The 12,642-nt window shown below is 49.9% G+C and carries 12 protein-coding genes; 4 read left to right on the top strand and 8 right to left on the bottom strand.

Annotated features, from left to right (window positions below):
* Positions 1 to 176 precede the first annotated feature (176 nt).
* Positions 177 to 1,550 carry a sodium:solute symporter family protein gene (locus QZT18_RS10755; protein WP_294147653.1) on the top strand — a complete coding sequence of 458 codons (1,374 nt, stop codon included), beginning with the start codon at positions 177 to 179 and terminating at the stop codon, positions 1,548 to 1,550.
* 1 nt (position 1,551) lies between these two features.
* Complete coding sequence (gene ggt / locus QZT18_RS10750; protein WP_294147651.1) at positions 1,552 to 3,273, top strand: gamma-glutamyltransferase; 1,722 nt, start codon at positions 1,552 to 1,554, stop codon at positions 3,271 to 3,273.
* A gap of 191 nt (positions 3,274 to 3,464) precedes the next feature.
* Here ggt and QZT18_RS10745 read toward each other — a convergent pair whose 3' ends face one another.
* From QZT18_RS10745 to QZT18_RS10720, 6 genes are all read right to left on the bottom strand, one after another.
* Positions 3,465 to 4,124 carry a hypothetical protein gene (locus QZT18_RS10745; protein ID WP_294147649.1) on the bottom strand — a complete coding sequence of 220 codons (660 nt, stop codon included), beginning with the start codon at positions 4,122 to 4,124 and terminating at the stop codon, positions 3,465 to 3,467.
* 48 nt (positions 4,125 to 4,172) lie between these two features.
* Positions 4,173 to 5,687, bottom strand: coding sequence for a 4-alpha-glucanotransferase (gene malQ / locus QZT18_RS10740; RefSeq protein WP_294147647.1), 1,515 nt, complete (start codon positions 5,685 to 5,687; stop codon positions 4,173 to 4,175).
* Positions 5,688 to 5,705: 18 nt separating this feature from the next.
* Positions 5,706 to 6,392, bottom strand: coding sequence for a YjjG family noncanonical pyrimidine nucleotidase (locus QZT18_RS10735; RefSeq protein WP_294147646.1), 687 nt, complete (start codon positions 6,390 to 6,392; stop codon positions 5,706 to 5,708).
* Entirely contained in the window at positions 6,389 to 7,681 is a 1,293-nt protein-coding gene (locus QZT18_RS10730) for a dihydroorotase (protein ID WP_366925857.1), read from the bottom strand. Before QZT18_RS10730 ends, QZT18_RS10735 begins: the two co-directional genes overlap by 4 nt.
* Positions 7,682 to 7,754: 73 nt before the next feature.
* A complete protein-coding gene (locus QZT18_RS10725; protein WP_294147642.1) occupies positions 7,755 to 8,126 on the bottom strand; it encodes a VOC family protein in 372 nt (123 codons plus the stop codon).
* Positions 8,123 to 8,872, bottom strand: a complete 750-nt coding sequence (locus QZT18_RS10720; protein WP_294147640.1) for an MBL fold metallo-hydrolase — start codon at positions 8,870 to 8,872, stop codon at positions 8,123 to 8,125. Before QZT18_RS10720 ends, QZT18_RS10725 begins: the two co-directional genes overlap by 4 nt.
* A gap of 578 nt (positions 8,873 to 9,450) precedes the next feature.
* Between QZT18_RS10720 and QZT18_RS10715 the strand changes: the two genes are divergently transcribed.
* Both QZT18_RS10715 and QZT18_RS10710 read left to right on the top strand, forming a co-directional pair.
* Positions 9,451 to 9,975 carry a hypothetical protein gene (locus QZT18_RS10715; RefSeq protein WP_294147638.1) on the top strand — a complete coding sequence of 175 codons (525 nt, stop codon included), beginning with the start codon at positions 9,451 to 9,453 and terminating at the stop codon, positions 9,973 to 9,975.
* Positions 9,976 to 10,087: 112 nt separating this feature from the next.
* Positions 10,088 to 10,477: a hypothetical protein gene (locus tag QZT18_RS10710; protein ID WP_294147636.1), complete on the top strand. Its 390-nt coding sequence runs from the start codon at positions 10,088 to 10,090 to the stop codon at positions 10,475 to 10,477.
* Positions 10,478 to 11,289: 812 nt separating this feature from the next.
* On the opposite strand, the gene QZT18_RS10705 is transcribed toward QZT18_RS10710, so the two are convergent.
* Together QZT18_RS10705 and QZT18_RS10700 are read right to left on the bottom strand one after the other, a co-directional pair.
* Complete coding sequence (locus QZT18_RS10705; RefSeq protein ID WP_125141929.1) at positions 11,290 to 11,676, bottom strand: thioesterase family protein; 387 nt, start codon at positions 11,674 to 11,676, stop codon at positions 11,290 to 11,292.
* A 37-nt stretch (positions 11,677 to 11,713) separates the two neighbouring features.
* Positions 11,714 to 12,163, bottom strand: coding sequence for a zinc ribbon domain-containing protein (locus QZT18_RS10700; protein ID WP_294147632.1), 450 nt, complete (start codon positions 12,161 to 12,163; stop codon positions 11,714 to 11,716).
* Positions 12,164 to 12,642 lie beyond the last annotated feature (479 nt).

The following is a 12,642-nucleotide window of genomic DNA, read 5'->3' as shown; positions in this document are numbered from 1 at the left end:
TCAATCGTGCTATACTATCGATATGTAACATGTAATATGTAATATATTACTGGAAGGTGAGGAGGGGAAGGACGTTCATTTTATCGGCAATGCTAAACTAAACAAAGTGTCAGTGTAAACAACGGAAAGTACGCTACGGCGGCTCTTCATTGTCAAACAATCAAAGGAGGAGAAGTATGTTAATTGCTGTATGGATTATTACATTTATGTTGATCATTGGGGTCGGAGTTTATGCCGGTACAAAAGTGAAATCGGCGAATCAGTGGTCCGGCGGAGACAAGACAATGGGCGCCGTTTCCCTCGGCTGTATTTTTGCAGCGTGGCAAATCGGCGGCATGGCCGTTGTCGGCGCGGCGCAGAACGGTTACAATCTCGGAATTTCCGGCGCATGGTATTCCATCGCGGGTTCTTTCTATTTTATCGCCCTGGCCGTCTTCGCCAAAATTATCCGGGAAAGAATGCCCGGCGAATCGGTTCCCGCTTATCTGCAGAACCGGTTTGACAAAAAGACCACGCGCCTATACTCCTACGCCTGGATCGTTTACGGATTTCTCTATATCCCGATTCAGTTAAAGACGGTAGCCAGCATCATCCAGATTGTACTGCCGGGTATGAACCTGATGGCCGCAATGCTGATTGGCGTTACCGTAGCCGTACTCTACACCAGCTTTTCCGGTATGAAGGGAGCATCGGCCGTAGGACGTGTTGTCTGCATCGGTATCTACATCCTGCTTATTATTTTTACCTTCACAACGCTTTCCAATTTCGGAGGCCTCGGCGGCTTATTTGACCAGCTTCCTGAAAAATATGATTCCATGGGGAATATGCCGACACAGCGTATCGTTGCGTGGATCCTGGGCGGATGCATCAGCACCGCGGTTATGCAGGCCGTGCTTCAGCCTCTTCTGGCCGCAAAGAGCCCTCAGGCTGCAAGGACCGGTTCAATTCTCGGCTATCTGATCGCCGCACCGATCTGTTTTTTCACGGCAATCTGTGGTATGCTGTCAAAAGCGTCCGGCGCCGATCTGGGCGACGGTTCAACTGCTTTTGCCTATGCCGTTAAAACCTTCAGCAGTCCTGTTTTCGCCGGTGTCATCTTTGCATTTGCAACCATGATCATCGCCGCTACAATGGCAACCATGATGCTTGCTACGGGAACCATCATCACGAATATTTACAAGACGGAAATCGCACCGGAAGCCGATGATCAGAAGGTCTTAAAAATTTCCAAATCCGTTACGTTTATTTTTGCCTACCTTACCCTGATTCCGGCTTTCCTGATTCCCAGCCAGTCTCTGACCAACCTGTTCTTAACGCTTCAGCACGTAGCGGCAGCCCCGGTCAGCTTCGCAATCCTGGCCGGTTTAATGTGGAAACGCTGCACCAGGCAGGGCGCTTTCTGGAGCATGCTGACCGGTATGGTAGTGGGCGTTACCTGGATGCTTCTCGGACTGACCGACAAGATGGAAGCAGTATATCCGGTTGTGGTTGTTACATATTCAGTCGGAATTATTGTCTCGCTTATGACGAGTAAAAAGGAGATAGCTTAATATGTGCCAGGAACAGAAAAAACAGATTTACATGTGGCCGTCCCACTGGGATAAACCGGTCGCCCGCGGTGATTACGGCGCGGTGAGCTGCAACAATATCTATGCAGCCAGGGCAGGCCTCCAGATATTAAAAAACGGGGGAAATGCTTTCGATGCGGCGGCGGCCGTCTCTCTGGCATTATCCGTGGTGGAACCCCATCATTCCGGAATCGGCGGAGGCTGTTTCAGCCTCCTGTACAGTGAAAAAGACGACGAGGTCTACGCTCTCGACGGAAGGGGAACCGCCCCCGCGCAGGCTGGGCCGGATCTGTTCTTAAAGGACGGCGAAGTTCAGGACGAGTGGAAGGATCTGGGAGGACAGTCCGTAGCCCTTCCGGGCCTTCTCAGGACGATGGACAATATGCTGAAACGGTTCGGAACAATGTCCTTTAAAGAAGCTGCCGCCCCCGCCATCCGGTATGCGAAGGAAGGATTCGGAACCAGCTACACCGGAGCGCTGACCATGTATGATGACTCCGTGAAACGCAAAATGGACCTTTCCGGGGATTTCCGGAAGCTGTACTTAAAGGGAGAAAAAGAATTTTACCGTTTTGGTGAAACTCAGAAGAATCCCGAGCTGGGCGCTTTGCTGGAAACCGTCGCAGACAGGGGAGTCGACGTATTTTACAGCGGTGAAATTGCAGAACGGATCGTGGCTGTAATCAACAGGCGCGGGGGCTGTTTTGAGCGGTCGGATCTGGAACAGTATCAGCCTAAATTCCGCCGCCCGGTTCAGACGGACTACCGGGGATATCATGTCGTTTCCTTCGCTCCCCCAAGCGGCGGATGCGCACTGATCGAGATGCTCAATATCCTGGAAAACAGTGACTTGCAGAGCATGGGGCACAATACCGCGGCCAGCATCCACGCGATCGCAGAGGCGATGAAACTGGGATTTGCCGACCGCAGCATTGCTCTGGGCGACCCGGACTTTGTGGCGGTGGACACCGAACGCCTGACCAGTAAAACACATGCCGGGGAACGATTCCGGCTGACGGACGGCCATGCGGGTGAATATGCGCCGGCCGAGGGAATCGAGGCGAAGGAGTATCCGGGAAATACCTCCCATTTCTCCATCATGGACCGGTTCGGCAATGCCGTTTCCCAGACCCAGACCGTCAGGGACTGGTTTGGAAGCGGAATCGTGGTAGACGGCTTGGGATTTATCCTGAATAACGCCATGTCCGATTTCTCGGCCGCCGCAGGAGCGATGACAAGCCAGGGCCTGGCCTACGGAAGCGCCAACAGCATTGAAGGCGGCAAAACTCCGCTGTCGAGCATGAGCCCGAGCATGGTGTTTAAAGACGGAAAACCGTTTCTCGCCATCGGAGCCGCCGGAGGCCCCAGAATCATCACCGGTACGCTCCAGGGAATCATCAATGCGGTTGACTTCGGCATGAACCCGGAACAGCTCGTAAACGCTCCGTACGTGAACTGCCTGACCAGGGCGCAGGGGCTGGAAATTGAGTTTGGGATATCCGAAGATACGGTAAAGCTGCTGGAAGAAAAAGGCCACCGCCCCGTGCGCATTGCCGTGGACCAGGCCATGAGCACCATGGTAAACAGCGTAATGCAGAAGGGCGGCGAATTCTACGCAGCCGGGACAAAGCGCATAGACGGCTGCGGAGGCGCGCTCCTGTCCAGCGGTAATATTGTTCTGGAAGGCGTCAGCCAGGAACCGTAAATATACTCGTAATCTATGCCGACTATGCTGAAAATGCAGGTTTGGGAAAAGTTTTACCGTGTTACAAAAAAGCGGACAGGACTGAAGGTAAATCGGCCTCTTCAGTCCTGTCCGTTTTGCGTTTAAATTCTGAATTCTTCTTACTGTGCCATCGGGCCTTCGGCTTTCCTGATTCCGTCACCGACTCCCGGTTACTTTTCTTTATCCTGGATCAGCTCCGGCACGTAAATCGTCCCGTCCTTTTTGTGGGAATAGAAAATCGTGACCTCATCGCCCTCCACGGGTCCCGCCGAGAGATTAACCGGCTTGGGATCCTGCTCAAAGGAGACTTCGGTTCCCTCTTCCGTACGAATTGTGATGACGCTCATGCCGACACCGAGCACTTCGCCTGAAACAACGCCCGCCCGGCAGTCTTTATCTCCCTCTCTGGGGTCCCGGACCAGCTCGGCGGTCACGGACTTGGAGTCTGTCAGGTTTATTTTCCCGCGGTAAAATACGGTGACCTCATGATCGATGACAAGTCCCTCGGACAGGCTCACCGCCGCATCTTCTTTGGCGAACACGACGCCGCCCGGGTACTCCTCATTAGCCACCACCAGCGTATTCATTCCCGCGTCTTTCACGGTGCCACACATGATGTTAATCTCATCTTCGGATTTAAGTTCCGGCATTGTCCTCGGATCTTCGGTGCTCTCCTCCGTTGTAACTACGGCCTGGGAGGTTCCCGTCTCTCCCTGCGGCTGTGACGTTCCCGCAGGATCCGTCTTCTTTGCGCAGCCGGCTGCCAGGGCCGCGATGGATATTGTTAAGAGCAGCGCTGCTGCATATTTTCCGGTCTTTCTTTTCTGCATATAATGTCCTCCTGTCATAATTCCTTCGGTTGTCGGTTTGAGTCTGATTTAACGGCCATCCTGGAAACGCCCGAATGTATCAACCAGCCAGGACAGATATCCCGTCTGTTCGTCGCCGAACTGTCCGGGTTTCATCCTCCATCTCCAGTTCTCCCCCACCGTGCTCGGCGTGTTCATCCTCGCCCAGTTGTCGAGTTTGAGCACATCCTGCATCTGGAAAATCGCCACGCTTGCCACGGAACCGTAGGCCGCGCGGAAAACCTTGTCTACGACCTCGGTCTGATGGGCCGCGCCCAGATAATCCGCGATATACTGAAGTTCCCACCACTGTCTTTTCTCCGGCTTAAAGTATCCGGCCAGCGTCTCATTGTCATGGGTTCCGCCGTACACAACGGAGTTCGGATCATAGCAGTGCGGAAGATGTTCATTAAAACGGTCTCCGCTGAAAGCAAATTCGATGATTTTCATTCCCGGATAGCCTGTTTCCGCCAGCAAATCCTTTACATCCTGGCTGAAGATTCCCAGATCCTCGGCGATAATTTTTGTCGTCCCGACCGCCTCGTTGATTGCATCCGTCAGCTTCCTTCCGGGTCCCTTCTCCCATTTTCCGTCCTTCGCGTCTTTGGCTCCGTACGGAATGGAGTAGTACTGGACCACTCCGATAAAATGGTCGATGCGGATCACGTCGTAGAGCTCGGCAGAAGCTTTCATCCTCTCCCTCCACCAGGCAAAGTCCGTCTTCTCCATGGTTTGCCAGTCATAGAGAGGATTCCCCCAGAGCTGTCCCTCGTCGGAAAATGCATCCGGCGGCACTCCGGCCACCCTGACCGGCGTCAGCTCGTTCTCATCCAGCTGGAAAAGCTCCGGATGGCTCCACACGTCCGCACCGTCAAGCGCCACATAGATCGGGATATCCCCGACAATATTTACCGCATTCTCCGCCGCGTAGGCCTTAAGCTTCTCCCACTGTTCAAAGAATTTATACTGCAGGAATTTCCAGTAGTCTATCTCTTCTTCCAGATCTTTTTCATACCTTGTAATCGCCTCGGGATCCCGGAGTCTGATGTCCTCGTCCCAGGTCAGCCATTCTCTGTCCTCAAAATGTTTCTTAAGGGCCATATAGAGGCTGTAGTCGGGAAGCCAGTAGCTGTTTTTCTCACAGAACTTTGCATACTCTTCCGTCTCTTTATGTAAACTTCTTTCAAATGCGTTCCTCAGAAGGGGAAAACGGTAATAATGCACTGCGTCGTATTTGACCTCTTCCGGCTTTTCCATCCAGTAGCAGGCGTCTATCTCCTCCTGGGTCAGAAGCTTTTCTTCCTTCAGCGTATCGAGGTCGATAAAATAAGGATTTCCGGCAAAGGCGGAAAAGGACTGGTACGGGCTGTCGCCGTAGCTGGTCGGCCCCATCGGGAGCACCTGCCAGTAATTCTGTCTTGCACGTTTCAGGGCATCCACAAATTCATATGCGCTTTTTCCAAAAGTGCCGATTCCGTATGGGGACGGCAGGCTGAAAATCGGCATCAGAATACCGGCTCCGCGCTTTAACATTGTTTTCATCATTGTTTCTCCTTGTCAGTATTACAGGAATGTTTTAAGCTCAGAAAGCCTGCGTATTTCTCTTGTTACCGGGAGCGCTTTCCTGTTCTCGTTCCCCTGCGGGTTAAACCAGCATGTGTCGACTCCCGCATTCACTCCGCCCTGGATATCGGATGTCAGGGAATCCCCGATCACCATCATCTCCTCCGGCCTGATATCCGGAATGCGGGCAAAACAGTAGTCGAAGAATTCCTTCTGCGGTTTCTGGCTTTCCGCTTCCTCGGAGATAAAAAGCTCCCGGAAATACCCGGAAAGTCCCGAGGCCTTAAGCCGTTTTCTCTGTGTGGCGCCGACGCCGTTGGTCACCACATAGAGCTCATACCGTTCTTTCAGATAATCGAGAATTTCCAGCGCGCCCTCCATCAGGTAGGCACCTTCTCCAAGCCAGACGCGGTATGCATCCTCCGCCTCCCTGCCGCTCACCGGCAGGTTATGGGCGCCGAAGAAGCGCTCAAAGCGGACCGTCAGAACATCATCCCGCTCCATCTGTCCGACTTCAAATGCCTCCCAGCACTCCTGGTTAATTCTGTGATACTCTTGCACATAGCGCTCTTCCGGCTCTAAACCGTATTTTGCCAGCACCTTTACAAATGCCGCGGCCTCCGCCCTGTCAAAATCCAGGAGTGTGCCGTCCACATCCATTAAAAGCGCTTTATAATGTCTGCTCACGCCCGATATACCACCTTTCCACCACAGATTGTGAGTTTCACTTTACCGTAAAGCTCCTCTCCCGCAAATGGAGAATTGGAGGATTTGGACTTAAACTCCCTGACAATGAACTTCTCGCTGTCGTCGAAAATCACGAGGTCGGCATCCCCGCCCTCTCTGATCCGCCCTGATTCCAGGCGGTAGAGCCTGGCCGGATTCAGACACATCTTCTCCATCAGCTCCAGGTAGGTGAGATGTCCGGCCTTTACAAGCTTTGTGACTGCCAGAGGAAGGGCGGTCTCCAGGCCAATAATTCCGCTTGGCGCTTCCGTAAACGTTTTTTCTTTCTCCTCTTTGCTGTGCGGGGCGTGATCCGTGGCAATAATATCGATCGCTCCGCTCTTCAGCCCTTCAATCAGCGCCTCCCTGTCCTTTGCCGTGCGCAGGGGCGGGTTCATCTTTGCCAGAGTCCCATGCTCAAGCACAGCCGTCTCATCCAGTGTAAAGTGATGCGGCGTCACCTCCGCCCACACATCGGCGCCCAGCTCCTTGGCCAGAGCCACCATTTTCACGGAATTTCCGGAACTGATATGCTGGATATTGACCGCCGCCCCGGTGTGGAGGGCGATCATACAGTCACGGGCCACCAGAGAATCCTCTGCAAGCGCGGGAGAACCTCCGATGCCCAGTTTCTCAGAAACTTCGCCCCGGTTGATTCCGTTATTGAAGATAAATGCAGGATCCTCCTCGTGGAAACTGAGGGGCAGATCAAGCTCTTTTGCCTTCTCCATGGCTGCTTTCACCAGTTTTTCATCCATCAGGGGAATGCCGTCGTCCGTAAATCCGGCGGCTCCGCAGGCCTTGAGCGCTTCCATGTCGGTCAGCTCCTGTCCCTTCAGGCCCTTTGACACGGCCGCGGCCGCCAGCACGTGAATCCCGGTTGTTTTCCCTTTTTCAATAATATATCCGACCGTCTCCGGATTGTCGGCAGCCGGTTTCGTGTTTGCCATGCAGACCACCGTCGTGAAACCGCCCGCCTTTGCCGCGGCCGCTCCCGTCACGATGTCTTCCTTGTATGTCAGTCCGGGATCGCGAAAATGCACATGCACGTCCACCAGTCCCGGGGCAACGATAAGCCCCGACGCGTCGATCACTTCCCCGACGCTGTTTTCCGGCGCTTCGGCGGGGCCGTTTTCATTGGTTCCGCGTCTGATTATCTTTTTTATCTTCCCGTCCTCAACCAGTAAATCGGCGGGGCCGTCAAAGCCGCTATCCGGGTCTATGACCCGTCCGTTTTTTATAAGCATGATTTTCTCCTCACTGTTTCGGTTGTTGTTTTGGTTACTGTCCCAATTTCCATTTGGCCTTAGGGCTGCGGCATTCTTATTTTGCCGGCACAATTTCCAGCCAGTATCCGTCCGGATCCGAAATGAAGTAGATTCCCATGGCCGGGTTTTCGAAGCAGACGCAGTCCATCTCCTTATGCTTTTTCAGGGATGCATCCATATCATCCGTTACAAATGCCAGATGGAACTCGTTATCTCCCAGGTTATAAGAATCCTTCTCCCAGTCTCTGAGCCAGGTCAGCTCAAGCTGGTAGCCCGTCTCACCATCGCCGAGATACACCAGAATAAAGCTGCCGTCCGCTGCTTCTTTTCTGCGCACTTCTTTGAGGTTCAGCGCCTCCTCGTAGAATTTTAAGGATTTCTCCAGGTTTACTACATTAAAGTTATTATGTGCAAATGTGAATTTCATATGTCAAGCTCCTCTCCTTCTCTGTGAATCTCTATCAGACGCTCTCTCCATCCTTTGCTGGACGGATGCTGTCTCATCTTTTCAATTATACTGTAGTCTTTCCAGAAATGCATCGGAATTACGGCTTTTGCATCGGCTTTTTCCATAAATTCTTTCATCCCCAGATAAAACCACTGTTCCAGGCGCGGATCCAGAGGAATAAAAGCCGCATCCGCCGTGCGTCCCGTCATCTTATCCATCTCTTTTGCATAATTGGCCGCCATATTGTGGTTCCAGGCTTTGTCCTCGCCCTCCCACCACCAGTTATTCAAATCTCCGGCATGGTAAATCTCTTTTCCCTCACAGGAAATCCAGAATGCCACGCCCTCATCGGTGGATTTAAAAGTCTCTATATCCATGGTAACGCCGTCCGGCTCCGCATTTCCGCCTTCCTCCGTCTTTTCGTTTTTCCCGGGATACAGCCTGTATTTCTCACCGGCTTTTACAAACATCACTTTATCAAGCAGATGCTCCGGCACTTTCTTTTTGTTAATGTCTTTGGAGAGAACATATTGAATATCCTCTCTCCCCTCCGCCAGGTCAAATATCACCGGTGCAAAGTGATCACCGTGAAAATGGCTGGCAAAAACCACCAGCGGCCTGCTCCTGTCAAAATCGGGCAGAGGCCCCTCATAGTAGTCAAACAGCATGGTTACATGGTTAAACTCTACGGAGAAAGAGCTGTGATGTATATAGGTTATTTTCATGGATTTTCGGCCTCCTTGCCTGCCATCGTGTGTTGAATGCTGAGTTTTGTGTTCTCTTTATTATATTCTAAAAGCCGGGGGGCTTCAATATGAAAAATGAGGACGGCAGGTGACGGGGTGGTGAGTGGGAGGTTGTGAGTCTTCAGTCCCGGGAGGATGGATAACGTAAGGTGGGGGCTACGGAAGAAAGAAATCTCCTGCGGGGACCGCTTCCGCTTATGGAATGCGTAGCGCTTCTAAGCTCGATAATACCTCGCTAAGAAGCGGCGGATTCCAACGTCCCCTTCGGAGATTTTTTCTTCCTCCTCCCCCACGGGCAGTCTATGACCCGGGACTGAAGACGCCGGGTTTGTTGTCCACCCCGTCCCGGAACGGCCACTACTGTCTGTCCTGATTTTGGGGGCGAGGGGGATGCATGCGAGAAGCCTTAAGGCGCTCTATGTACATTTGACAGAATTGTATAGAAAACGTAGAATGAAACAAATAGCTGGAAATAATGCGCATTAGGCAAGGAGAGCGAAGGAACGGCAATTTATATTAGACACTAAGTACGGATATAGAAACAGGAGGTTGTTTTTATGAAAAATACAGTAAGTAAGTTATTTGGCGATATAGATTATTTTGCTGAATGTGCCTCAAAAATAGCTATAGAAAATTATAAAGACAGCATACGCAGCAATAGCGTATATTCACATGACTGTAGGGAAGAAGGGGCCTATTTTTGCGCAGTTTCTAAATCATGCTGTAATTCCTTAGAAATGGCGCTTCCTATCCTTTTTATCTATTCATTATATGAGCATGAGGAATGGCAGAAAACAGAGAAACCATGGAAGAATAATTTCAAAACTGATGAGTGGAAAAAACATTTAAAGGATTATTGGATACCAAAATACTTCTCGTGTGAGGGCGCTTCAAGTATCAAATATATGCAGGCGGATGCCATAGACGGATTCGATATTAAGAATAAATTACTTGATATTGCAATCCCATCTCCTGTTCTTTCTATAACTCGATATGGTGATCTTAATGCTTGGAACTCTTTCGATTATCTGATTGAAACGGGAGATGAGTATATTTTTTTTGAATCATGGACCACCGCGTAATACGTAAAATTCAGCGGATATTTGGCAAACTAGAGAAGAAAATTTTACATATCAATGCTTAATATATATCGCAGAAGTTCAAAATACAGAATTAGATAAGGAGGTACGAAACTTGAAAAAAATCATAGCAGCCGCATTAACTGTTGCAATTTCAATGAGCGTGTTCTACCTTGTGGGGACAGGTTTTATGAAGCAGACAAGTGTAGTATTGACTGATTATTCTGAATCAGAAGATGGCACTGAAATAACACTCCATGTTGCAGTTGCATCCTCTATGGGCTATATCCGAGATTATAAAGATGAAGGTGGTGGTGTAAAACCTCACTACTTGAAGTTTTACTCTACTTTCGGTGGATTAAATAGTTCGTTTGGTTCTGAAAATTCGTTTGCACTAGATATAGCACCAGATGATTTGGAGATTTACTTCTATCAGGGTGATGGTGGGTATACATTGGTGTTGAAGAAAAATGAGCAAACAGGCGTATGGGAAGTACCGAAATAACCCACCAATAAAATCCAGTTCGCATAAGGGTTTAGTGAAAGAAATGGAAAGAAAATTAAGAAAGGTAACGGTATGTGTGATTATTGCTCTAAAATAGAGTTGAAAAACAAATTTCAGACACCTAACGAGTATGAAAAGGCTGTTAACTATATCAAAGAACTTATTGATATCCAACACTTCGTTTTAATTGACGGCAACTGTGAATTAGGTTGTCACAAAGATGTGAATGGGCAATGGAAAGATGATGTCATTTATCATGTCATAAAATGTCCTAAATGCGGTCAGACGTATACCTGTACTGTAAATACATATAGAGGTGGCGGTTCGTTTAGCAAAGGCAATTAATCTCCTCTTTAATTTGAAGCTGCAGCGCATAGCAAAAATAGAAACATTTTGTTACGCATTTAATCTATTATTCCAACCATAATTCCCTTACCTCTTTCTGATACGGGTAGTGGCCTCGGCAATCCCTCCTCCCCCCTTTGAAGAAATAGGACAGTTCAGACGCCGGACGGCCGGGAGGACGGGGTGGGCGATACCCCCGGCGTCTTTGGTTCCGGTTCATAGACTCCCGTGGGGGAGGAGGAAGAAAAAACCTCCGCAGGGGACGTTGGAATCCGCCGCTTCTTAGCGAGGTATTATCGAGCTTAGAAGCGCTGCGCATTCCATAAGCGGAAGCGGTCCCCGTAGGAGGTTTCTTTCTTCCTCCTCCCCCACCTCACGACACCATCCGCCCGAAACCAAAGACTCATAACCTCTAACACCACCGCCCCGTCCCCCGGCCGTCCGGCGGCGTCCTCATTTTTCATCCACTATTTCCTTTTAGCCGCCGCCTTACTCATAAATTTCTCATTTTTTATAATAAATCTCTCATGCTCGCCTTCGCCGATTTTTCCGCTCTCATCAAAGGCCTCCACATGGAATACCAATCTTCTTCCGTCAACTTCCGTTAACTCACTCTCACACCATACGATCATTCCCGTCGGTGTGGCGGACATATGGCTGATGTTCAGCTTCGTTCCAACGGTTCCTTCACCATCATTCATATAAGGGGCAACGCTCATCCATGCTGTTTTTTCCATAAGAGCCACCATAGCCGGTGTTGCAAATACTTCCAGAAGACCGCTTCCAAGAGCGTTTGCAGAATTGTCCTCTGTCACCATTACTTCCTGTCTTCCCTGAATTCCTGCTTTTAACATCTTCTCTACCTCTCTTTTCTTTGATTCAAACGTAAATCTAATCTTCCAGCCTGCTGCCGCATTTCGGACAGTAGGAGAAATCTTCCGCCGCTTCGTATCCGCAGTTCGGGCACTTCTTTCCCGAATGCTCCGGCAGGCAGTTGGAGCCGTTCTGTTCCCCATATGTATGTCCTGCACGTTCCTCCTGCTCCCACGGGTTTCCATTTCCCTCGCGGCACAGTTTCAGGTCTTCGTCACGGATTTCGACATCCGCTCCCCGAAGCAGCATCCGGCCAATCTCCGGATTCAGCTCGTACACGGCATTGCAGCACGACATCTTCACATAATAGCGCCTGTTCCACTTAAACAGAGGGATAAAGAAAAAGCTGAAATACATATAGGTCATATAAACCTGATATCTTCCATAGGCTCCGCATCTGTTGCAGATTACCGTTTTTAAATATTCTATCTGTTTCATTCCGGAACTGATTCCGCCGATAAATATCATAACCGCCACCTGATTTCTGATTACTCCGTTACCTTACTCTGTCCGGTTAATTGCGTATCACTGCATTACCGGGATATTTATTAGTATACTAAACGTATTTTACTTGTGCAATAAATATGTTAAAATTTTATCTATTTTTAAGAAACATCTGACATAGGGCAGATATTTCATCCCCGGCCACGCGGACAGACAATGGCTTTTCCCGTCATGTTTTTTCTCAGCTTAATTATTATGGCGGTTATTTTTTATGTGGAACTATTTTCTAAAAAATAAAACTGGTATTATGGTATAATGTTCACAAAGTGGACATTGTACCTGCGCATGCCGAGTTCTGCGTCCACCGCAGAAATTCGGGCGCTAAATTCCGTCGGAGACACCGTATTCACGAAGTGAATATGGTATAATGTACACAAAGTGAACATTATACCTGCGCATGCCGAGTTCTGCGTCCACCGCAGAAATTCGGGCGCTAAATTCCG

This window comes from uncultured Clostridium sp., from assembly GCF_900547735.1.
Classification (GTDB): domain Bacteria; phylum Bacillota; class Clostridia; order Lachnospirales; family Lachnospiraceae; genus Otoolea.
Note: the sequence above shows the minus strand (reverse complement) of the source record. Positions and strands in the feature narration are given on the sequence as shown.

Excerpts from the sequence above, each read along its gene's own strand:
- QZT18_RS10755 (WP_294147653.1), top strand. The coding sequence starts at position 177 with ATGTTAATTGCTGTATGGATTATTACATTTATGTTGATCATTGGGGTC.
- QZT18_RS10700 (WP_294147632.1), bottom strand. The coding sequence starts at position 12,163 with ATGATATTTATCGGCGGAATCAGTTCCGGAATGAAACAGATAGAATAT.
- QZT18_RS10705 (WP_125141929.1), bottom strand. The coding sequence starts at position 11,676 with ATGTTAAAAGCAGGAATTCAGGGAAGACAGGAAGTAATGGTGACAGAG.
- QZT18_RS10725 (WP_294147642.1), bottom strand. The coding sequence starts at position 8,126 with ATGAAATTCACATTTGCACATAATAACTTTAATGTAGTAAACCTGGAG.
- ggt (WP_294147651.1), top strand. The coding sequence starts at position 1,552 with ATGTGCCAGGAACAGAAAAAACAGATTTACATGTGGCCGTCCCACTGG.
- QZT18_RS10745 (WP_294147649.1), bottom strand. The coding sequence starts at position 4,124 with ATGCAGAAAAGAAAGACCGGAAAATATGCAGCAGCGCTGCTCTTAACA.
- malQ (WP_294147647.1), bottom strand. The coding sequence starts at position 5,687 with ATGATGAAAACAATGTTAAAGCGCGGAGCCGGTATTCTGATGCCGATT.
- QZT18_RS10720 (WP_294147640.1), bottom strand. The coding sequence starts at position 8,872 with ATGAAAATAACCTATATACATCACAGCTCTTTCTCCGTAGAGTTTAAC.
- QZT18_RS10715 (WP_294147638.1), top strand. The coding sequence starts at position 9,451 with ATGAAAAATACAGTAAGTAAGTTATTTGGCGATATAGATTATTTTGCT.